Raw genomic sequence first — 21,653 nt, forward strand, 5'->3', positions numbered from 1 at the left:
ATACGTCTCAACAAGTCTGCCTTTTCTGTTGATGGTCTGCATATTTTTCCCCTATTTCTAAACCCTTACTAATTTTTACATCATTTTATCATATCATCTATTCTGATTTTTGTCTATTTTTAAGTAATATCATTATTGTATATCTGAACGTCCTGCAATCTCCGGTTGCAATATAATAGGCTGTTGTCCATAAGCGGATGTAATCTCCGCTATCATAAGTGTAATCCTTGCCATTAGATTTCCCGTTACAAAATCTCCATTTTCTTTAAACTCTTCAGCCAAATTTATTTCGTCCCATTTATACTCTCCGTTTTTTTGGGGATCTATCTTTAAATCTGCTCCAAAAGAGACCGACAGGCGAAATAATTCCTGTGGATCAAAGAATAACTCTCTGGTCACAATAATTCTTACCATTTCGTCCCCCGAGATTCTTACTTCAATATGATCAGAACAATTCAAAAACCTTTCTTTTCTTACATACTGTTGTACTTCTTCTATTCTACTGTAATTTATTTCATGTAAAAATATGTTCTGTTCAGGCAAAAAGTATGTTGATAAATTTGTAATCATTTAATTTGACCTCACTTCGTTATATTGCATTTTAATTTTAGGTGAATGAAACGGAATAATTTTAGTCTCCGGGACAAAGTTTTCAACCGTAACCATCTTATCCTTTTCCGAAATCGCTAATGCATATGTCAGAATTCTAACCTGTTGTTGCAAACTGGCAGTCGTTGTCGAATCATTTTCCACATACGCGTGAATTGCTCGTTCTACTGTTGTATTTAACGACTCTCCTTCTCTTAATGCCGTAATTGCCAATTTTTTATGCAATGCAGGAGCAATCCTAACATTAAATGTTCCTTTATATTCTTTATCGGGATCTTTGTCCACTGCTTTGCAGAATGTCAGATAGTCATCTACCGCAGAATGAAATTCCTCCTCTATCTTCTGCGGATCAGAACTCTCAAAATCCACAAAATCACTGATACCTTCTATTTTTCCTCTCAGTACACATGTTTCCGCATCAAACTCTACGCAGGTATGATACCCTTTATATTCCATAATATTTTTCTTCATTATAGATCCCCCAATTCTTTTAAATACATCATCAAATCATTAACTGCTCCCGGAGTCATTTCATCTCCGGGATGTGGCTTATGAAGCAAAATAACAGCTTTATCACTTGCTCTATAGAAACAGACACGTGATCCCGAAGTTTTTCCTTTATTGTATTCCTCAAACCCCAGTTTTTTCAATAGATTTCTTGCTTCTGTATATGTATAATCCTTCGGTTTTTGCAATATTCTGGCTTTCGCCTTTTCAAATTTACTCATTTATCTATAGCATCCCTCTTTTGCAACTAGATTATAGTTGCATCATATATTCTCCCCATTTTTTTGTCAATATATTTATATTATCTTCTTTAAAAATAGAATATCCCACAATGTTAATTGATTCATCTACATTGTGGGATATGCTTTCATTTATATAATATTTTACCGATTTGCCACTCTTGCATCAATGTACTGGATCAGCATCTGCACACTCTTGTCTACACCAAGCTTGCTACTGTTAACCACAAGCTCGTAGTTGCGGGAATCGCCCCATTTGCTGTCGCAGTTGATGTTGTGATACATCTTACGTGCTCTGTCCTTCTTCTTCATCAGATCCGCTGCCTGGCTTTCTGACAGCTCGTACTTCTTGGAAACACGGGCAACCTTCTGCTCCTTGTCACCGTTTACGAAAATAGCGATCAGACCTTTGTTGTCTTTCAGCACTGTTTCGGAGCATCTGCCGACTACAACAAATGATTCGCCTGCATTTGCTTTTTCCTTTAAATAGTCAAACTGAAGCTGTGCAACATGCTCTGTCATCGAGCTGCTCATGCCACGAACACGTCTGTGAAATACACCATCCTGTACTTCATCATATGACTTTAATTCCTCGCTGTTCAGGTTTCTCTCCTCAGCGATTTTGTCCAAAAGATTGTGATCGTAGAGGGGCAGGTCATAATGCTTTGCAAGTTTTTCAGCGATCTCATGACCACCACTACCAAATTCACGTCCGATTGAAATAATTAACTGTCCCATACATGATTCCTCCCTTTTCTATATTGAACAAGTATTCTGCTTCGCAAGTTATTTGACCGCACATTTGCTTCGATGTCCATTTTTACAGACTCGCAAATCATGTGCTTCGCACATGTTACCTTCTGCTTCGCAGAAGCATTTGCTCGTTAACAAATACAGAAAAACAAATGCCAGCTTCGCTGTCGCTTGTTTTTCTATGTATTTGTTACATTTTACCACAAAAGGAGCCTTTTTACTAGGCTCCTTTAGTAAAGATTTATAAAATGTTTATTAATGTACGTAACGTACGCAGATCATAATGGTTGCAATGATCATAACGATAACTGTTGCAGGAACCATTGCTTTGCAGTATCTGCCCCATTTGATGATATGACCGGATTTCGCTGCTGTTGCTACACCAACTACGTTTGCAGAAGCACCGATTGGTGTTGCGCTGCCTCCGATATCTGTACCCATTGCAAGAGACCATGCAAGGATAGAAAGATCTACGCCCTGTGTTGCTGCAAGGCTGTTGATAACAGGGATCATTGTTGCTGCAAACGGGATATTATCAATAAACGCACTTGCTACAGCAGATACCCAGATGATGATAGCGATCATCAGATATAAGTTACCGCCGCAGATCTTACCGATCAGATTAGCAAGCAGTACCAGAACGCCCGTCTGCTCCAGACCACCGACAACAACAAATAATCCAATAAAGAATAATAATGTATGATAATCAATTTTCTTGATCAGTGTCAGTGCATTCTTACCGGATGTGATCAGTGTGATGATCGCAATAAAGGTACCGATGCAGGATACGGTAAGTCCTGTGCTGGCATGCGATACAAGAAGTACTACTGCAAGCAGGAAGATCACTGTACTTACGATGAAGCCTTTCTTGCTGACGATTGCTGACTCCGGTGATGGCAGAGAAGCCGTATCAATGCTGTCTGCACCATTATCCGAAAGTTCTTTCTTGAAGATCAGATAGAAGTATAAAAGGATCACAAACAGACAAACAATAGCGATCACACCTGTATGTCCCAGGAAATCTGAGAACGAATATCCGAGTGATGTACCGATGATGATGTTTGGCGGATCTCCGCACATTGTAGCACTACCACCAAGGTTAGCACAGAATACTTCTGACAGGATCATAGGTACCGGATTGAATTTCAAAAGCTGTGACAATTCAACTGTAACGGCTGCAAGGAACAGGATAACTGTAATGCTATCAATGAACATTGCAAGCACGAAAGACAGAACCATAAAAGTAAGGAAAATGGAAATTACCTTATATTTAACCAGTTTTGCAATTCTCATGCAAAGCCATCTGAAAAATCCAACATGAGCCATTCCTTCTACCATGATCATCATGCCTGCAAGGAATACGATTGTCTCCCAGTTGATACCGCTTGAAGTCTCGGAAGCCTGACCGCCTGTGTACCAGAACCCCTGTGTAAAAATACTTTTCACATTTAATGTCTCAATAACCGCATCCATACTGTGCATACCCACACCAAACACAAGGATCAGTGTCAGGAGCGCGCAGCCAAGTGTGACATACTGTTTCGGCCATTTATCCATGATGATCAGAATAAACATGGCTAAGAAAATGATGATAGCAAATGCCTGTGCCATTTTTATCTCCTTTCGCTCTTTAGAGCCCGTAATATATGTATTTCTTTTACCAAGCCCTTATTATAACACAATATTTGCCAGTGGCAAGTTAATTTTTCTTTACCGGTTTGAGTTTTTTTCGTACATTTTTACTATATTGCTGGTTTTGGGGAGAAGCATTTCTGACTCTTTCTGACTGTTTTCGTCTTTTTAAGACTGTTTTCTTATTTTAGGACGAACTGCCAGCTTAGCGTCCTAATACCATTCATACTTTTATATCTCTTTTTCTCTCTTTGGACGAAATTTTAGTACTTCTCTTCCTCTATACCCTGATTTTTTGACTAGTTCGCGGCTCTACGCTCCATATTTTTCATATCTTTTCGCCGCGTCCTGCTTTTTTAGACGAAGTTTTTCATATAGCAGTAAAATATCTTCACCATTTTGGATTTATCTTCCCTCTTTTGGGCGAAACTGATCTACATTTCCTTGATCCAATCTATATTTTTACGCACTATCCTCAACTGCAACGGATGCTCCGCTGATTCATAGGTAAATATCACATCTCTCCCCTGGTACAGACCATTCTCCAGATATAGATTGCTTTTCCATACAAAGTCTGCTCCATAATCAGGATCATCCATAATTCCCGCATGCTCCCAATATGTGATTTTTCCTGTTTTCTTATGAAATACAGTAAAATCAGGATGTATCGTGATTCTTCTTCCCTGATGATTCACCTGCAAAGGTCGTTCATACTTATATAGAAACATTTCTTCCCGCGCCAGTGCATTCGCTATGATCAGCTCTGACTTTGATCTGACCATTTCCCCATGGTCGGTTTCAAAACGCAGTGATTCCGGATATCTTTGATTCACTTCATACGCTTCTTTCTCCCAATCAAGCAATAATAAATCTGCTTCTTTTATGAACGGCGACTCTATATCTTGTATCGTATCCCGCAGATGCATAGAAACAGCATTGATAATATCATATTGATATGTCTGTTGCATTTTTCTCAGAATTTGCACATTCTTTTCCAGCGTAGGAAGAATCTTTGCAAAATACTTTTTATGCGCCAAAGCTTGTATCTGTTTTAGATTTTTCTTCGGCAAATACTGAAGTATTACCTTCCCATCCTGCTCGGCAGACCTCTTATAATAATATCTTCCACTTTCTTTTTTCTGTACCTTCAAAGACCCTCCGGACAATTTTGAGCCGCTTTTTGTGCCTGCGCAAGTATACGTTCCTGTTCTTCAATCAGCCCTTCTACCTGTTTTGAAAATTTTTCTTCCTGATTAGAATATATGATTTGTTTCATAGATGTGTTCTCCTTTTTGAATTAATCTGATGTGGATTGGGATAGTGGATTTTAGATTTTCAAGAAATTTCCGTCCTGCATATCATGCAGGACGGAAATTCAGTTTTTTAAGAATACATAATCAAAAAATTCAGATTTTGCAAGAATTGTTATATATTTATTGATTTGCGCTCATTTTACTGCTCCTGCAATCAAGCAGAGCATATCATCTTTCCCTTACGTCTCCGGATTATTGATCGCGGCCTGCGCAGCGGCAAGTCTGGCGATCGGAACACGGTAAGGTGAGCAGGATACATAGGTCAGACCTACTTTATGGCAGAACTCAACGGAAGATGGATCACCGCCATGCTCACCGCAGATGCCAAGCTTGATATCCGGGCGTGTCTTGCGTCCTTTTTCCGCTGCCATCTTTATAAGCTGACCGACACCCTTCTGGTCAAGTCTTGCAAACGGATCTGATTCGTAGATCTTGTTCTTGTAGTAGTCACCGAGGAACTTGCCTGCGTCATCTCTGGAAAAGCCGAAGGTCATCTGTGTCAGATCGTTTGTACCGAAGGAGAAGAACTCTGCTTCTTCTGCAATCTCATCAGCTAAAAGTGCAGCTCTCGGAATTTCGATCATCGTACCGATGTGGTACTGGATATCGGAATTCTTTTCTTTCTTAACCTGTTCTGCCACTTCTACAACAACATCTTTTACAAATTTCAGCTCTTTCTTTTCGCCTACGAGTGGGATCATGATCTCCGGAACAATGTCATAGCCTTTTTCTGCTTTGACCTCGATCGCAGCTTCCATGACGGCTCTTGTCTGCATCTTTGCGATTTCCGGATATGTAACGGCAAGACGACAGCCTCTGTGACCCATCATCGGGTTAAATTCATGCAGGGAATCACAAATTTCCTGTACTTCTTCTGCTGTCATCAGCATCTGTACAGCCAGATCATCGATATCGCCCTGCTCTGTCGGTACAAATTCATGAAGCGGCGGATCCAGGAAACGGATCGTAACCGGTCTTCCTTCCATTACTTCGTATAAAGCCTTGAAATCACCCTTCTGGAATGGGATCAGTGCATTTAATGCTTTCTCTCTCTGTTCCAGTGTACGGGCAAGGATCATCTGGCGGATCTTCGGGATACGGTCCGGATCGAAGAACATATGCTCTGTACGGCAAAGACCGATACCTTCTGCACCGAACTTCACTGCATTTGCAGCGTCTTGTGGTGTATCTGCATTGGTACGGACCTGCAGCTTTCTGTACTGATCTGCCCAGTCCATGATACGGCCGAAGTTTCCGGATACGGAAGCTTCCATTGTCTTGATGTCGCCTTTATAGATCTTACCGGTGGAACCATCCAGTGAAATATAATCTCCTTCATGGAAGGTATGTCCGCCAAGTTCAAATACTTTGTCATCCTCATTGATCGCAATATCGCCGCAGCCTGATACACAGCACGTTCCCATACCACGTGCCACAACTGCTGCATGGCTTGTCATACCGCCGCGGACTGTCAGGATACCTTCGGATGCATGCATACCTTCGATATCCTCCGGAGAAGTTTCCAGACGTACCAGAACAACTCTCTCGCCCTGCTCGTGTGCCTGTTTTGCTTCTTCTGCTGTGAAGTAAACCTTACCTGCTGCTGCGCCCGGTGATGCAGGAAGTGCCTGTCCGATCACTTCGCCTGCCTTCAAGGCTTCCGGATCAAAGGTCGGATGCAGAAGCTGATCAAGTGATTTTGCTTCGATTCTTGTCACTGCCTCCTGTGGTGTGATCATGCCTTCATCTACAAGATCACAGGCGATCTGAAGTGCTGCCTGTGCTGTTCTCTTTCCGTTTCTTGTCTGCAGGAAAAACAGCTTACCGTTCTCGATCGTAAACTCCATATCCTGCATATCGCGGTAATGTGCTTCCAGCTTCATGGCAATTTCCATGAACTGCTTGTAGCACTCCGGCAGATCCTGCTCCAGCTTTATGATCGGCTGTGGTGTACGGATACCTGCCACAACATCCTCGCCCTGTGCATTGATCAGATATTCGCCATAAATACCCTTTGCGCCGGTAGATGGGTTTCTTGTGAAGGCTACGCCTGTACCACTTGTCTCACCCATGTTACCGAATACCATTGCCTGTACGTTAACAGCTGTTCCCCAGTCACCCGGAATATCATTCATTCTTCTGTAAACGATAGCACGCTCATTATCCCAGGAACGGAATACGGCTTTGACAGCTTCCATCAGCTGTACCTTCGGATCCTGTGGGAAGTCCTCTCCCATCTTGTCCTTATAGATCGCTTTAAAACGCGCGATCACTTCCTGCAGATCTTCTGCAGTCAGTTCCATATCAAATTTGACCTGTTTTGCTGCTTTGATCTCATCCAGAACGCGCTCAAACAATGACTTTGGCACTTCCATAACAACATCGGAAAACATCTGGATAAAACGACGATAGGAATCGTAAGCGAATCTCGGATTGCCTGTCTTCTTTGCGAATCCTTCCACTGCAACGTCATTCAGTCCGAGGTTCAGGATCGTGTCCATCATACCCGGCATGGAAGCTCTCGCGCCGGAACGGACAGATACAAGAAGTGGATTTTCGGTATCACCGAATTTTTTGCCCTGCTTCTTTTCCAGATCAGCAAGTGCTGTAAAGATCTGCTGCTGAATGTCCTCTGAAATTGTACGGCCATTGTTGTAATAGTCCGTACAAGCCTCTGTTGTAACCGTGAAACCCTGTGGGATCGGAAGCCCCAGATTTGTCATTTCTGCAAGATTGGCACCCTTTCCACCAAGAAGATTCCGCATATCTGCGTTACCCTCTTCAAATAAATACACCATTTTTGACATAGTTTTCGTCCCCCTTGGTCGACTTTGTTTTTTCAAATCCATTTCTGCCTTGCAGCCTTTCTTTCCTGCATCCTATCCGGCTTTTCATTTCAGATATTTTTCACACTGACCTCTGCTGTTTTTGTGCAATTATCACAGAAATTTGATTTGAAACTCTCGTATGTTCATTATATCATCTATAGAGAATTGACGCACTGATATCTTCTTGGAAGAATAAACAAAGTTTCAGTCTTTTTTATGTCAATTTTGCTACTTTTTACACGAACAGCCCCCGGCGTGGTGGAAGCACGCCGGGGGCTGTTCATGTATATATCAACTAAGGGATTTAGGTAAAAGCTACTCTACATCCTGCAGGGCTGCAAAGTCCTCTTCGCCGGTACGGACCTTAACAACCTTATCTACATTGTATACAAAGATCTTACCATCACCGATATGACCTGTATAAAGTGCCTTCTTGGCTGCCTCGATCACCTTTTCTACCGGAATCTTGCTGACTACCACTTCTACCTTAACCTTCGGCAGAAGTGTTGCATCCATTTCAACACCACGATACATCTCGCCGGCGCCTTTCTGGACACCACAACCCATAACCTGTGTTACCGTCATACCGGTTACACCAAGGTCGTTCATTGCTTTCTTCAGACCATCGTATCTTGCCAGTTTTGCGATCACAACTACCTTGTAGATGCCTGTTGGCGGTAATGGGGATGCCACCACCTTGACTGCTGCATCCTTCTGTGCCTCTGATGCTGCATCATAATCATTTACGCCAAGATCTGTATTTTCATTCACATCCATTGTCATTGTGTTGCTGATATCCATGATACTGAAGCCTGCATAAGCACTTGCAAGACCATGCTCACAAGAATCAAGTCCTACGATTTCTTCCTCTTCACTGACGCGAAGACCGATTGTTGCTTTGATGATCAAAAATGCGATCGTGATCGTCACTGCCGTCCATGCTGCTGTACATACCATGCCAAGGAGCTGGATACCAAGCTGTGAAAAGCCACCGCCGTAGAAAAGACCTTTGCCTGCGATCTGGTTTGCACCATATGTAATGCCGTCGCCGATACCTCTTGCAAATGCAGGAGCTGTATCTGTTGCGAATAAACCAACTGCGATCGTACCCCAGATACCGTTCATACAGTGAACTGCAACTGCACCAACCGGATCATCTATATGTAACTTGTAATCCAGAAGCCATACACCGAATACAACCAGTACGCCGGATACTGCACCAATGATGATAGCACCAAAGGCATCACAGACATCACATGGTGCTGTGATAGCAACAAGACCTGCAAGAGATGCATTCAGGCACATGGAAACATCAGGTTTTCCGTATTTTACCCACGTCAGGATCATTGTCACAACTGTTGCAACTGCCGGTGCGATCGTTGTTGTAACAAAGATGGAACCAAGCTCATCAATAGAGGTTGCTGCTGCGCCGTTGAATCCATACCAGCCGAGCCAGAGGATGAACACACCCAGACAGCCGATCGGAAGGTTATGTCCCGGAAAAGCATTGACTTTCGTTACTTTTCCGTCCTTGTCTTTTACAAATTTACCGATACGTGGACCAAGCATTGCAGCACCGATCAGGGCTGAAATACCGCCTACCATATGAATACAGTTGGAACCTGCAAAATCATGAAAACCGATCTGTGCGAGCCAGCCGCCGCCCCATGTCCAATGTGCTTCGATCGGATAGATCACTGCTGAAATAATTGCGGAATATACACAGTAGGAAAGGAATTTCGTTCTTTCTGCCATGGCTCCGGATACGATCGTTGCGGTCGTTGCACAGAACACAAGGTTGAATACGAAGTTAGACCAGTCAAAATTTGCATAATCCGTAAAAATGTCAAATCCCGGTTTACCGATCAGTCCTACCATATCCTCGCCCAGAAATAAACCAAAACCGATTAGGATAAATACTACTGTTCCAATACAAAAGTCCATCAAATTTTTCATCAGGATGTTACCTGCATTTTTTGCTCTGGTAAAACCTGTCTCCACCATTGCAAATCCTGCCTGCATCCAAAACACCAGTGCAGCGCCGATCAAAAACCAGACGCCATACACTTCACCGTTTATGGCATTTAAAATCTCCTCTGTCATAATAATCTCCTCCTCTTCTAAATAAAAAATACAATGCACTCCTCTTCCACGACTTTGTGGACTGCATTGTATTCTGTGTTGGGGTCTGTCCCCACTTATCCGGATTGCGCATCCCTTATTTGAACCACCGCCCATGAAGGCGAGTTCGCTATAACCTGCTTCGCAGGTTATTTAGTCGCACATTTGCTACGCAAATATGTGACAAGAGCTACATCATATATCCTTCGGATATATGACATTAAAAAAAGGTGCCTCGATCATCTCGAAGCACCTTTGCTTTACAAGTGTGAGTATATTCCCGCCTCCCCGGAATGTCAAGGCTGGTTTTTATACTTTTTTAGAATTATGCCATTTTTTGTTATGATAACGCAATATAGTATTCTATCTGTGCGTTATCTGCTTCTTTTGTCTCCGATTGCGCACAAACCGGATGAAATCCCAGTTTTTTCAAAAGCATTACAGATGCCAGGTTTTCTTTCCGTGTTCTGGCAAAAAGCTTTTCAAAACCAAGTTCTTCTTTTGCGTAGGCTAAAATGGCAGTGCAGACTTCGTAGGCAAGCCCCTGCCCCTGCCTGTTTTTGCGGATCATATAGCCAAGCTCCGCATCTTCCCTATCCGGTCTAAGATCCAGCCCTGCACGTCCGATCACTTCCCCGGACTGCCCATCTTCTATGATCCACATTCCAAAATCATAAATACCGTACTGATACCTGATATAATCGCGGGTGTAGGCAATTTCTTCTTCCTTTTTTGCATACAAACCTTCCATATATAATGTGATCGATGGGTCCGCATAAATTTCATACAGGTTATCCACATCCGCAAGGCAGATTTCCCGCACAATACACCGTCTTGTCTGCAGTATTTCACATGGCAGCCCTAACAGCCTGCACCGGATCTTTTCCAGATAGGCTTTCTCTACCTCTTCTGCCTGCTCCAGCACATAAGGATAGCCTGATAGATCCATTTCTTTTGCCATTATTTTTTCATTTCCTGCAGTGATCGGATTCTCTGCATATATGACAGGCAGACATGGAACCGCCGGAATTCCTTTTTTCTTTGCTTCCAGCAGTTTCCCGTATTCATTTGTAAGCAATATTTCCTTATAACGTTTTTCCATGGTATTTCCGTTGTCCCATCCTCACCTTTTCATTTTACAGATTCATCCATCCGTATGTCCCAATTATCTGCCTTTGTTATATTTTTCTTTACGATTTTCTTCTTTTATTTTAGAATAAAAGCGTATAGGTGTCAAAAGATGCCATACAAATTCAGACTTTGGGGCTTTTGACCCTGGCATCAATTTATAAATCGAAAGGAAAGGAACAAATATTATGGCACAGAATCCAGTTGTTACGATTACAATGGAAAACGGAGATGTGATCACAGCGGAATTATATCCGGATGTGGCACCGGTCTCTGTCAACAATTTTATCAGTCTGATCAAAAAAGGCTTTTATGATGGTCTGATCTTTCACCGTGTGATCAAGGGCTTTATGATCCAGGGCGGTTGTCCGGACGGAACAGGTATGGGAGGCCCCGGCTACAGCATTAAGGGTGAATTCGCCGCAAACGGTTTTCAGAATGATTTAAAGCATACGGATGGTGTTCTTTCCATGGCAAGATCCATGATGCCCAACTCCGCAGGCAGCCAGTTCTTTATCATGCACAAAACAAGCCCGCATCTTGACGGCTCTTATGCAGCGTTTGGTAAAGTCACAGGCGACAGCATGGCAGTTGTGAACAAAATTGCCGAAACACCGACCGATTACAACGACAGACCGTTAGAAGAACAGAAGATCAAATCCATGACAGTGGACTGTTTTGGTGTTGATTATCCGGAACCGGAAAAAATGTAATATTTTTTAGTAAAGATGAACAATTTGTACGTTTACAAATTGTTCATTTTTCATTTAAGGAATTTTCATTTACATAACATTGTTTATCCATTTCTCCCACATATACTAATATCATAAACAACGGATACAACGTATGTTTGAAATAAATAAAAACTTTTTCATAATCAGTGCCAGGTAGCCCCTCTACCTGGCATCCTCCCTTTTTATGGATAATTTTCCTCATAAAATGAATAACAGATATTTCCCATCGCGCAAAAAAGAGGCAGCCAATAGCTGCCTCTTAAAAATTTCCTCTTTATTCCAAATCGCCCGGAAAGAACAATTAAGCCTGTCCAACTGATCCGAATAATTCCATTTTTTCTTTTACTTTAGCTTTGATAGCATCAAAACCAGGAGCAAGAAGTTTACGAGGGTCAAATCCCTTACCTTCAAGATCCTTACCAGCTTCTACATACTTACGTGTAGCATCAGCGAATACTAACTGGCACTCTGTGTTAACGTTGATCTTAGCTACTCCTAAAGAGATTGCTTTCTTGATCATGTCATCCGGAATACCTGTACCACCGTGAAGTACTAATGGAAGGTCTCCTGTCTTCTGCTGGATAGCATCCAGAACGTCGAACTGAAGTCCTTTCCAGTTTGCAGGATATTTACCATGGATGTTACCGATACCTGCTGCAAGGAAGTCAACACCAAGGTCAGCTACCTGCTTGCACTGTGCTGGATCTGCACATTCGCCCATTCCGATAACGCCGTCTTCTTCACCACCGATAGAACCAACTTCTGCTTCGATAGATACGCCGTTTACATGAGCTGCGTTTACTAAGATCTTTGTCTTTTCGATGTTCTCTTCGATTGAGTAATGAGAACCATCAAACATGATGCTTGGGAAGCCTGCTCTGATGCACTTTAAGCAGTGATCATATGAACCATGATCAAGATGTACTGCTACAGGAACTGTGATGTTCTGATCTTTGATCATTCCGTTTACCATACCCATAATTACATCATATCCGCCCATGTACTTACCAGCACCCTCAGATACACCAAGGATTACAGGTGAGTTGCACTCCTGAGCTGTTAATAAGATTGCTTTTGTCCACTCTAAGTTGTTGATGTTGAACTGACCAACAGCGTAGTGACCAGCTTTTGCTTTCTGAAGCATTTCTGTTGCTGAAACTAATGCCATTTTAAATTACCTCCATTTATTCTTTATTACGCATTGAAATTCTTTTCTCTGCGCTTTCGCCCTTATTATACCCCATCTTTTTTTTAAAGGGAATACATTTTTATAATTTAGTGTAAACTTTTACACTTATGAGCAGGCTCATGTGGTTTTAGACCTTTTGACCCTGGCATCATACTTATTATGGTACAAGAATACGAAGTGCCTGCTTTTCATTTGTGATAACGACCTTTTTATGGCTTCCGCCATACTCGCCGTCTCTCGTCCATGCAATCTCCTCTTCACTTTCAAAGATGATCTCGGATGTTTTAAAGCAATACATACAGTCGCTGTCAATATTTCTGCCGATGAGAGCTGCCATGATCTGATTCAGTTCCACGACATTTTTCGGTTTTTTGATCAGTGTTACCTCAAACACCCCATCATCCAGATGGATGTGTTTTCCGGTAATGTTTTTAAAACCGCCGACCGAAACGGAGTTTGTGACCATGCCATACATGAAATCCTCCTCGATCGTCGTTCCGTTGCTCGTTACCCTCAGGTGGTAGGATGGGTATTTATTCAGTCTTCTTGCTCCCTCCAGCACATAGGCCAGATGTCCCAGCACGTTTTTCACCTGTTGGTCTGTTTCATAAGAAACATCTGTAAAGAGACCAAACGCTGCAATATATACAAAGCTGTCCTCATTAAACGAACCGATGTCACAGGCGTATTCCTTTTCCTGCACGATCATTTCCGCTGCCCGGATCATATTGCTCGGAATATGCAAGCTGCGTGCAAAGTCGTTTGTCGTTCCCGCCGGTACATAACCGATAGGGACGCGGTCAGTCCGCTTCATCATGCCTTCCACCACTTCATCCAGCGTTCCGTCTCCGCCGCTGCATACAACAAGATCATATTTTCCGGCTTTTTCAAGTGTGGCACGGACTGCATCACCTCTTTGCCGGGTCGGATATGCTGTCACCTCGTATTCTGCTTTTGCAAAAATATCAATGATATCCAGTAAATTGCTGCGGATCGCAGCTTTTCCAGCGTGTGGATTATAAATAAAAAGCATTTTCTTGTCCATATACTGTCTCCTTTGTAATGTGCCCTGGCATCAAAATCAGTTACAAAGTGTGTTTTTACTCGAAAAATCCGCTACTTCGTAGCGGCGCAGCTATGCTGCTTCTGTTTTTCTCTCCGTGAACCCCAGCCCATGCATAATCACCTGCGGTGATGGGCTGGGGCTACATCATGCATCTTTGATGCATGACATTGTACGCTCGGTTGAAATATTCTATAACCTGCTGCGCAGGTTATTTAGTCGCACATTTGCTGCGCAAATATGTGACAATGCTTGATTTCCTTACCTCGCTAGAACAAAGAATGTGCCCTGGCACATTCTTGCGCCTGCGGCGGTCGCTAGCGACATCTACATTGTACGCCGCAGTGCGCATCCCCGCGGAGCGTTTTTGTGTAATAGGAACAAAGTTCCTATTACACAAAAGGGACACGTATCCGTGTCCCTTGCCTGCAATGTCTGAAAGATTATTCCTGTCCACTCAGATACTTTTCAATGCTGTCGACTGCATCCTGCTCATCTGTGCCATCTGCAACGACTGTAACCTCTTCGCCCATGTCGAGCCCCAGACTCATCATTCCCATAATACTTTTTGCATTGACTTTTTTACCTTCTGCATGAATGTAAATAGTGCTGTCATGCATGCTTGCCTTCTGTACAAGCACTGCAACAGGTCTTGCCTCAAGCCCGTTTTCAAGCTCGATCTTCATTGTTCTTTCAATCATTTTGAGATTCCTCCTACTTAACTTTCAGTTCCTTTGCAAGCTCCCCCAATTTTCTCAATCTGTGATTTACTCCCGATTTGCCCACCGGTGGATCCAGCAGCTTCCCAAGCTCCCCCAAAGACGCCTGTGGATTTTCAAGGCGGACATATGCCATCTGGCGCAGCGGCTCCGGCAGACCTTCCAGCCCCATTTTTTCCCGGATCAGTCTGATATCTTCTACCTGCCTTGTCGCAGCATTCACCGTCTTTGTGATGTTGGCGGCCTCACAGTTCACCTTACGGTTCACCATGTTGCGCATACCTTTATAAATACGCGTATTCTCAAATTCCATCAATGCTTTGTGCGCTTCCGTGATATTTAGAAAATCCGCAATATTTTCTCCTTCCTTCATGTATACTACATGATATTTCTTACGAACTATCATTTTAGCATCTAATGAAAAATCATGCAATATTTTTAAAAGCTGCTCTGCCTGCGCCTGTAAGCCGCAGACGAGCTCCAGATGATAGGACTTGTACGGATCGCTCATGGATCCCACTGCCATATAGCAGCCTCGCAGATAAGCTCTTTTGCAGCAGCTGTTTTTGATCAGAACAGGATCTGTCAAATGTCTCATCATCAAATTCCCTGCCGTATCGCAGATCTTCAATGCCTCCAATACCCTGAACGCATCCTCTCCTGTCACGAAAAGCCTGTAATTTTGTGTCTGCATCTGACTTTTCGCAACAGCTTTTATCTTAAATGTTTTTTTCAGTAATGTAAAGCATTTTCTGATCACAAGCGGATTTTCCGACTGCACGAGCAGTGACCCATCCTCTTCTATATGCCCGCAAAACTGTACCAGTGCTGCCAGCTCCGCCAGCTGACAATGTCTTGGAGAACTGATAACCTGTGCCAGTTCTTCCTTGATCTGTCCGGAAAATGACATACCGCACCTCTTTATCATTTCAATCTGTCAACGTCCTTATGCACAAGTGTAAGCCCGTAATTTCCATGATCCTTCATGCGTTTATACAACGCATTTGCAAGGGTCACACTCCGATGCTTGCCGCCTGTACAGCCAATCCCGATCACCAGACGGTATTTCCCCTCTTTCACATAATTCGGAATCAGAAATGCAAGCATATCCGTGAGCTTATCCAAGAAAAGACCTGCCTCCGCAAAAGACATGACATAGTCATATACTTCTTTATCGTTTCCTGTTTTCTTCTTTAGTTCATCAATATAGAATGGATTCGGTAAAAAACGGACATCAAACACCAGATCTGCATCCAGAGGGATCCCATTCTTAAAACCGAAGGACATGATCGTGATCATGAGGCTATTATATGCCTCATTCCGGACAAATATGCGATCCAGTTCTTCCTTCAGTTCTCTTGTCAGAAGGGAAGAGGTGTCGATCACATAATCTGCCTTGTCCCGTATTTCCTTTAATATACTGCGTTCCTTTAAAATGCTTTCTTCGATCGCACCGTTTCCATCGATCGGATGCATCCGGCGGCTCTCTTTATAGCGTTTTAAAAGGGTGGAATCATCTGCATCCATGAACAGAACTTCATATGCGATACCTCGCTCTGTCAGCTGGGACAATGCCCTCATGATATCCCCGAATGCCTGATCGGATCGGATATCAAGTCCGACCGCAGCCTTTTCGATCTCACTGCCCGGCTGTACAATCAGCTCTGCAAACGTTGGTACAAGCGGTACCGGCAGATTATCCACGCAGTAGTATCCGGCGTCTTCCAAAAGCTTCATCGCTGTCTGCTTTCCGCTTCCGCTCATACCTGTTACGATTACAAGCCGCATATTACCTCCTTACAGCAGTTAAAAATCTCCCAAAAATACAACTTCAGGCTCTAATGTAACGCCAAACTGCTGTTTCACACGTTCTCTCACTTCATCAATCACTTCCCTGACATCTGCGGAAGATGCATTTCCGACATTGATCACGAAGCCGCAATGTTTTTCCGATACTTGTGCACCACCAATCCGGAATCCTCGCAGACCCGCATCCATGATCAGTTTTCCGGCAAAATAGCCTTCCGGTCTTTTAAAGGTGCTTCCCGCGCTCGGATATTCCAGCGGCTGTTTTTCTTTTCTGCGGCCGTTAAAGTCGTCCATTTTTGCCTTGATCTCGGCAGGATCACCTTTTGTAAGCTGCAATTCCACTTCTTCTACAACAAACGGGCGGTTTTTGATGATACTGGTGCGGTATCCGAATTCCATCGTATCGCAGTCCAGAACCATTTCTTCTCCCATCTGATTCAAAACGGTAACACATTTCGTTACCTGCTTCATTTCTCCGTCATATGCGCCCGCATTCATAACGATCGCACCGCCGATACTGCCCGGAATGCCTGCTGCAAATTCCAGACCGCTGAGTCCGTGCTGCATGGCCGTAACTGCTACCTGTGGCAGCGAAGCCCCCGCCTCCGCACGGATGATATTGCCCTCTACCTCGATCCGGGCAAATTGTTTTCCAAGGTTCAGCACAATCCCCGGATACCCTTTATCTCCTACAAGCAGATTGCTGCCTTTTCCAAGTACAAAAAACTCCTGTGAGATTTTTGCCATATACTGTACAAGCTGCGTAAGCTGCTGCTTTCCGGGCACTTCCACAAACACTGCTGCCTCACCGCCCGTACGAAATGTTGTATGGGCTGCCATGGGCTCCTGCAGCTTCATATTTTCCGGGGTTACCGTTTCCCTGATAAACTCCAGTAAAGCCTGATTCAAATTATTCACCTACTAAATTAATTATATGATTGTCGAAAGATGTCATACGGATTGTTCCGTGCTTTGCACTCCCACATGGGGTTAGACCTTTTGACCCTGACATCATTATATTTATATTACTAACTTCGCTGCGCCGTAGATACCTGCATCATTGCCGAGTGTTGCAAGTGTGAACTTCACGTCTCTGCTTGCATGGAATACGGTCTTTGTATAGTTTTTCTCGATATAGGAAAGGAGTACCTCTCCTGCTTTGGATACGCCGCCACCGATAACGAATGCTTCCGGATTGATAACATCTGCTACGATCGCAAGTCCTTCACCAAGATATTTACCAAACTGCTCTGCTACCTGCAATGCAACAGGATCGCCCTCTTTTACTGCGTCCCAGACATCCTTTGCTGTTACGGTATCTGCGTTTAAAACAGTCTTTTCCGTTGCTTTTGCAAGCGCACGCTTTGCCAGACGTACCACACCTGTTGCGGATGCGTACTGCTCTAAGCAGCCATGATTGCCACAGCCACATTCATCCGGCTCCGCGTCATTCATATGGATATGACCGATCTCACCGCCTGCACCTTTTGCACCTGTCAGCATCTGGCCGTCTAAGATGATACCACCGCCAACGCCGGTACCGAGTGTGACAACAACCAGTGTATGAAAGCCCTGGCCGCCACCCTTCCACATTTCTCCGAGCGCTGCTACATTGGCATCATTTCCGGCTTTTACGGAAATGCCTGTCAGGTCTTCCAGTTTTTCATTTACATTGAAAATACCCCAGCCGAGGTTGACACATTTATATACGACACCCTTGCTGTCTACCGGGCCCGGTACACCAACACCGATTCCCGAAACTTCTTCTTTATCGATCTGTTTCTCAGCCAGCTTATCTTTAACTGCCTTTGCAATATCCGGCAGAACATTTTCTCCGCCGTTTTCCGTACGTGTCGGGATCTCCCATTTATCAAGGACATTGCCCTCTGTATCAAAGAATCCCATTTTGATCGTTGTACCGCCGACATCTACTCCAAAACAATATTTTTTCATTCTTCTGTATACTCCTTTTATTTTTACACTTTCCTATTCTTCATCTTCATCACGGCGCTTTGAAAGCGATTCCTGTACACGCTTATAAAGCTCCTGTGCTGCATTATAGCCCATCTTTTTCTGTCTGTGGTTGACTGCTGCAGACTCGCAGATCAGTGCCAGATTACGTCCCGGACGGATCGGAATGGTATGGCTTGCGATCTTATTGCCGAGATAATCCACATATTCCTCTTCCAGACCAAGACGGTCATATTCTTTATCCTTGCTCCAGTCTTCCAGACGGATGACCAGATCGATATTTCCTGTATCCTTTACGCTGGAAACACCGAACAGTGTCTTGACATCGATAATACCGATACCGCGCAGCTCGATGAAATGCTTTGTAATATCCGGAGCGGATCCGATCAGTGTATCATCACTTACCTTGCGGAGCTCTACCACGTCATCCGTAACAAGACGATGTCCACGCTTGATCAGCTCCAGTGCCGCCTCTGATTTACCGATTCCGCTCTCACCTGTGATGAGAACGCCTTCACCGTAGACATCCACCAGTACGCCGTGTACGGAAATACACGGTGCCAGCTTTACATTCAGCCAGCGGATCACTTCTGCCGTAAAAGCAGAGGTTGCTTTCTTTGTCATTAACAGCGGGATCTTGTGTTCAACCGCTTTTTTCAGAAACAGCGGATCCGGCTGCAGTTCTCTGCAGAACACGATAACCGGGATCGGATTGGATAACAGTTTTTCAAAAATCTCTTCCTTCCGCTCTTCCGTCAGGCTGTTCATATAGGTATATTCCACAAATCCGATGATCTGCAGACGTGTTGCCTCGTAATGCTCAAAATAACCTGCAAGCTGCAGCGCCGGTCTGTTGATATCCGGCTGAGTAATCTTGATCCCCTTTGTTTCGATCTCAGGTGTCAGATTCTCCAGCTTAAATTTTTCAATAATTCTGCTTAAACTTACACTTGCCATAACCCCGCTCCTTATCTCACTATTATATTTATGCACTTTTCCGTACAAATATCGCGTTTCCCAATATAACGCTACATCTTTACTAGTGTAACATAAATAAAATAGGTCTACAACTTTTTATCCGTTTTCCTTATGAAAAAATCCATAAATCTCCTGCGCGCAGGATTCATTGATCTCCGGGATCTCCAAAAGCTGCTCCACGGAAGCGTTTTTGATCTCGGAAAGAGAGTCAAAATGACGCATGAGCGCTTTTCTGCGGGCAGGACCGACACCCTTGATCTCATCCAGAACGGATCGGACATTTGTCTTGCGGCGCAATGATCTGTGATATTCGATCGCAAACCGGTGCGCTTCATCCTGCACTCTTGTGATCAGCTTAAAGCCCTCGGAATGCGGATCGATCGGCTGTTCCACCCCTTCGTAATACAATCCCCTGGTCCGGTGATGATCGTCCTTTACCATACCACAGACCGGAATGGACAGATGCAGCTCCTCAAGCACTTCCTTTGCGATATTGACCTGACCACGTCCGCCGTCCATCAGAAGAAGATCCGGGAACTTGGTAAAACTGCCGTAAACATCATCCTTTTCTTTTTCCTTATTTTCCGCCTTTTCGGTAAGTCCATGTGTGAAACGCCTGGTCAGCACCTCATGCATGCTGGCATAATCGTTCGGTCCTTCCACTGTTTTGATCTTAAATTTACGATAATCGCTTCTTCTCGGCTTTCCGCCCTCAAACACGATCATGGATCCGACCGATTCAAAGCCACTGATGTTGGAAATATCGAATGCCTCGATCCTGTTGACCTGCGTAAGGCCGATCAGCTTCGCGATCTCCGCAACTGCGCCCGTCGTCCGTTCTTCCTCACGGCGGATCCGTTCTTTGTCCTGCGAAAGGACAAGCGCGGCATTTCTTGCCGCAAGCTCGACCAGCTTCTCCTTTGTTCCGATCTTCGGTACCACAAAACGCACCTTAGAGCCTTTCCGTCCGCTCAGCCATTCTTCAAGAAGCGGCATATCGGATATTTCGCACTGCAGCATGATCGTTTTCGGCAGATAAGGCGTTCCCGCATAAAACTGTTTTACAAAACTGCCCGTGATTTCTTCCTCTGTCTGATCTGCCACATGCATCATGTAATAATGCTCGCGCCCGATCAGGCGGCCGTCTCTGACAAAGAACACCTGTACAACCGCATCCTTCTCGTCTTTTGCCAGGGCGATCACATCTTTGTCTTCTCCGTTGCTGTCCGTGATCTTCTGCTTCTGCGCCACAGCCAGTACGCTGTTTCGCAGATCCCGGTAACGGATCGCCTCCTCAAACTCCATCTGCTCGGAAGCTTCTTCCATCTTCTGCTCCAGTTCTTTTAAAACGCCATGATAATCCCCGTTCAGGAAATCCACTGCTTTTTTCACATTCTGCGCATATTCTTCCTTGCTGATATAACCCATACACGGTGCATCACACTGCTTCATGTGATAATTCAAGCACGCCCTGTCCTGCACGGCTTTTTTTTCTATATTTGAATTTGTCTCATTCTGTCCGGTAATTTCTTCCGGCTGTCGGATCTGGCGGTTACAGGTACGGATCTTGTACAGCTTACAGATCAGTTCGATCGTGTCCTTGACGCTGGACGCACTTGTGAAAGGCCCAAAATATCTGGACTTGTCCTTCTTCATCAGACGCGAAAAAAGAACCCTCGGATATTCCTCTCCAAGCGTTACCTTAATATAAGGATACGTCTTGTCATCCTTCAGCATCGTATTGTATTTGGGACGGTGTTCCTTGATCAGGTTATTTTCCAGTACCAGAGCCTCCAGCTCCGAATCGGTCAGGATATATTCAAAATGGTCGATGAGACTGACCATTTTCCGGATCTTTGCCGTTTTTTTCGTACTCGTCCGAAAATAAGAGTGCACACGTCGGTTCAGATCGATCGCTTTTCCTACATATATAATGGTGTCTGCCTTATCATGCATGATATAAACGCCGGGCGAATGGGGAAGTTTTTTCAGTTCCTCCTCGATACAAAACATGATCTGTCTCCTTTCTCCGTTTTCTGTCCTATCCAATATTTTAATCA

General features: G+C 44.0%; 20 protein-coding genes. 1 reads left to right on the forward strand and 19 read right to left on the reverse strand.

The genetic code is table 11. The features are described 5' to 3' along the window. Window positions 1-132: 132 nt before the first annotated feature. The 10 genes from KQI22_RS01775 to KQI22_RS01815 all read right to left on the reverse strand — a co-directional run bounded on the left by KQI22_RS01775 (window position 133) and on the right by KQI22_RS01815 (window position 11,104). Entirely contained in the window at window positions 133-570 is a 438-nt protein-coding gene (locus tag KQI22_RS01775) for a hypothetical protein (RefSeq protein WP_216550374.1), read from the reverse strand. Next, window positions 571-1,080 carry a type II toxin-antitoxin system HicB family antitoxin gene (locus KQI22_RS01780; RefSeq protein ID WP_216550375.1) on the reverse strand — a complete coding sequence of 170 codons (510 nt, stop codon included), beginning with the start codon at window positions 1,078-1,080 and terminating at the stop codon, window positions 571-573. After that, window positions 1,080-1,337: a type II toxin-antitoxin system HicA family toxin gene (locus KQI22_RS01785; RefSeq protein WP_216550376.1), complete on the reverse strand. Its 258-nt coding sequence runs from the start codon at window positions 1,335-1,337 to the stop codon at window positions 1,080-1,082. The genes KQI22_RS01780 and KQI22_RS01785 overlap by 1 nt, the downstream gene beginning before the upstream one ends. Window positions 1,338-1,499: 162 nt before the next feature. Further along, complete coding sequence (locus KQI22_RS01790) at window positions 1,500-2,093, reverse strand: cytidylate kinase-like family protein (protein ID WP_216550377.1); 594 nt, start codon at window positions 2,091-2,093, stop codon at window positions 1,500-1,502. Between the two features lie 270 nt (window positions 2,094-2,363). Next, window positions 2,364-3,719, reverse strand: coding sequence for an SLC13 family permease (locus KQI22_RS01795; protein ID WP_253293464.1), 1,356 nt, complete (start codon window positions 3,717-3,719; stop codon window positions 2,364-2,366). Between the two features lie 455 nt (window positions 3,720-4,174). Next, window positions 4,175-4,810 carry a hypothetical protein gene (locus KQI22_RS01800; RefSeq protein WP_216550378.1) on the reverse strand — a complete coding sequence of 212 codons (636 nt, stop codon included), beginning with the start codon at window positions 4,808-4,810 and terminating at the stop codon, window positions 4,175-4,177. 77 nt (window positions 4,811-4,887) lie between these two features. Continuing rightward, window positions 4,888-5,016: a hypothetical protein gene (locus KQI22_RS13935; RefSeq protein WP_256447398.1), complete on the reverse strand. Its 129-nt coding sequence runs from the start codon at window positions 5,014-5,016 to the stop codon at window positions 4,888-4,890. Window positions 5,017-5,232: 216 nt separating this feature from the next. Then, complete coding sequence (ppdK, locus tag KQI22_RS01805; protein ID WP_216550379.1) at window positions 5,233-7,860, reverse strand: pyruvate, phosphate dikinase; 2,628 nt, start codon at window positions 7,858-7,860, stop codon at window positions 5,233-5,235. A 336-nt stretch (window positions 7,861-8,196) separates the two neighbouring features. Further along, window positions 8,197-9,984: an ammonium transporter gene (locus KQI22_RS01810; RefSeq protein WP_216550380.1), complete on the reverse strand. Its 1,788-nt coding sequence runs from the start codon at window positions 9,982-9,984 to the stop codon at window positions 8,197-8,199. Between the two features lie 358 nt (window positions 9,985-10,342). Further along, window positions 10,343-11,104, reverse strand: coding sequence for a GNAT family N-acetyltransferase (locus tag KQI22_RS01815; protein WP_216550381.1), 762 nt, complete (start codon window positions 11,102-11,104; stop codon window positions 10,343-10,345). A 214-nt stretch (window positions 11,105-11,318) separates the two neighbouring features. On the opposite strand from KQI22_RS01815, the gene KQI22_RS01820 reads away from it, so the two are divergent. Further along, window positions 11,319-11,843: a peptidylprolyl isomerase gene (locus KQI22_RS01820; protein WP_216550382.1), complete on the forward strand. Its 525-nt coding sequence runs from the start codon at window positions 11,319-11,321 to the stop codon at window positions 11,841-11,843. 322 nt (window positions 11,844-12,165) lie between these two features. Here the strand turns inward: KQI22_RS01820 and fba are convergent, their stop codons facing one another. From fba to uvrC, 9 genes are all read right to left on the reverse strand, one after another. Next, on the reverse strand, window positions 12,166-13,032 hold the full coding sequence (gene fba, locus KQI22_RS01825; protein ID WP_022004259.1) for a class II fructose-1,6-bisphosphate aldolase: 867 nt from the start codon (window positions 13,030-13,032) through the stop codon (window positions 12,166-12,168). A 178-nt stretch (window positions 13,033-13,210) separates the two neighbouring features. After that, window positions 13,211-14,098 (reverse strand): diacylglycerol/lipid kinase family protein, encoded by an 888-nt coding sequence (locus tag KQI22_RS01830; protein WP_216550383.1) that lies wholly within the window; start codon window positions 14,096-14,098, stop codon window positions 13,211-13,213. A 461-nt stretch (window positions 14,099-14,559) separates the two neighbouring features. Next, window positions 14,560-14,817, reverse strand: coding sequence for an HPr family phosphocarrier protein (locus KQI22_RS01835; RefSeq protein ID WP_022004261.1), 258 nt, complete (start codon window positions 14,815-14,817; stop codon window positions 14,560-14,562). 13 nt (window positions 14,818-14,830) lie between these two features. Beyond that, window positions 14,831-15,745, reverse strand: coding sequence for a DNA-binding protein WhiA (gene whiA, locus KQI22_RS01840; RefSeq protein ID WP_216550384.1), 915 nt, complete (start codon window positions 15,743-15,745; stop codon window positions 14,831-14,833). A gap of 14 nt (window positions 15,746-15,759) precedes the next feature. After that, window positions 15,760-16,623 carry an RNase adapter RapZ gene (gene rapZ, locus KQI22_RS01845; RefSeq protein WP_216550385.1) on the reverse strand — a complete coding sequence of 288 codons (864 nt, stop codon included), beginning with the start codon at window positions 16,621-16,623 and terminating at the stop codon, window positions 15,760-15,762. 18 nt (window positions 16,624-16,641) lie between these two features. After that, entirely contained in the window at window positions 16,642-17,562 is a 921-nt protein-coding gene (gene murB / locus KQI22_RS01850; protein WP_442905250.1) for a UDP-N-acetylmuramate dehydrogenase, read from the reverse strand. 102 nt (window positions 17,563-17,664) lie between these two features. After that, window positions 17,665-18,597 (reverse strand): ROK family glucokinase, encoded by a 933-nt coding sequence (locus KQI22_RS01855; RefSeq protein WP_216550386.1) that lies wholly within the window; start codon window positions 18,595-18,597, stop codon window positions 17,665-17,667. Between the two features lie 33 nt (window positions 18,598-18,630). Next, window positions 18,631-19,572, reverse strand: a complete 942-nt coding sequence (hprK, locus tag KQI22_RS01860; RefSeq protein ID WP_022004266.1) for an HPr(Ser) kinase/phosphatase — start codon at window positions 19,570-19,572, stop codon at window positions 18,631-18,633. 117 nt (window positions 19,573-19,689) lie between these two features. Further along, the gene (gene uvrC, locus KQI22_RS01865; protein WP_216550387.1) at window positions 19,690-21,606 is read right to left on the reverse strand and encodes an excinuclease ABC subunit UvrC; all 1,917 of its coding nucleotides are present in this window, start codon (window positions 21,604-21,606) and stop codon (window positions 19,690-19,692) included. Between the last annotated feature and the right edge of the window lie 47 nt (window positions 21,607-21,653).

The organism is Kineothrix sp. MSJ-39, from assembly GCF_018917935.1.
Taxonomy (GTDB): domain Bacteria; phylum Bacillota; class Clostridia; order Lachnospirales; family Lachnospiraceae; genus CAG-194.

Excerpts from the sequence above, each read along its gene's own strand:
- KQI22_RS01775 (WP_216550374.1), bottom strand. The coding sequence starts at position 570 with ATGATTACAAATTTATCAACATACTTTTTGCCTGAACAGAACATATTT.
- KQI22_RS01780 (WP_216550375.1), bottom strand. The coding sequence starts at position 1,080 with ATGAAGAAAAATATTATGGAATATAAAGGGTATCATACCTGCGTAGAG.
- KQI22_RS01785 (WP_216550376.1), bottom strand. The coding sequence starts at position 1,337 with ATGAGTAAATTTGAAAAGGCGAAAGCCAGAATATTGCAAAAACCGAAG.
- KQI22_RS01790 (WP_216550377.1), bottom strand. The coding sequence starts at position 2,093 with ATGGGACAGTTAATTATTTCAATCGGACGTGAATTTGGTAGTGGTGGT.
- KQI22_RS01795 (WP_253293464.1), bottom strand. The coding sequence starts at position 3,719 with ATGGCACAGGCATTTGCTATCATCATTTTCTTAGCCATGTTTATTCTG.
- KQI22_RS13935 (WP_256447398.1), bottom strand. The coding sequence starts at position 5,016 with ATGAAACAAATCATATATTCTAATCAGGAAGAAAAATTTTCAAAACAG.
- ppdK (WP_216550379.1), bottom strand. The coding sequence starts at position 7,860 with ATGTCAAAAATGGTGTATTTATTTGAAGAGGGTAACGCAGATATGCGG.
- KQI22_RS01810 (WP_216550380.1), bottom strand. The coding sequence starts at position 9,984 with ATGACAGAGGAGATTTTAAATGCCATAAACGGTGAAGTGTATGGCGTC.
- KQI22_RS01815 (WP_216550381.1), bottom strand. The coding sequence starts at position 11,104 with ATGGAAAAACGTTATAAGGAAATATTGCTTACAAATGAATACGGGAAA.
- KQI22_RS01820 (WP_216550382.1), top strand. The coding sequence starts at position 11,319 with ATGGCACAGAATCCAGTTGTTACGATTACAATGGAAAACGGAGATGTG.
- fba (WP_022004259.1), bottom strand. The coding sequence starts at position 13,032 with ATGGCATTAGTTTCAGCAACAGAAATGCTTCAGAAAGCAAAAGCTGGT.
- KQI22_RS01830 (WP_216550383.1), bottom strand. The coding sequence starts at position 14,098 with ATGGACAAGAAAATGCTTTTTATTTATAATCCACACGCTGGAAAAGCT.
- KQI22_RS01835 (WP_022004261.1), bottom strand. The coding sequence starts at position 14,817 with ATGATTGAAAGAACAATGAAGATCGAGCTTGAAAACGGGCTTGAGGCA.
- whiA (WP_216550384.1), bottom strand. The coding sequence starts at position 15,745 with ATGTCATTTTCCGGACAGATCAAGGAAGAACTGGCACAGGTTATCAGT.
- rapZ (WP_216550385.1), bottom strand. The coding sequence starts at position 16,623 with ATGCGGCTTGTAATCGTAACAGGTATGAGCGGAAGCGGAAAGCAGACA.
- KQI22_RS01855 (WP_216550386.1), bottom strand. The coding sequence starts at position 18,597 with ATGAAAAAATATTGTTTTGGAGTAGATGTCGGCGGTACAACGATCAAA.
- hprK (WP_022004266.1), bottom strand. The coding sequence starts at position 19,572 with ATGGCAAGTGTAAGTTTAAGCAGAATTATTGAAAAATTTAAGCTGGAG.
- uvrC (WP_216550387.1), bottom strand. The coding sequence starts at position 21,606 with ATGTTTTGTATCGAGGAGGAACTGAAAAAACTTCCCCATTCGCCCGGC.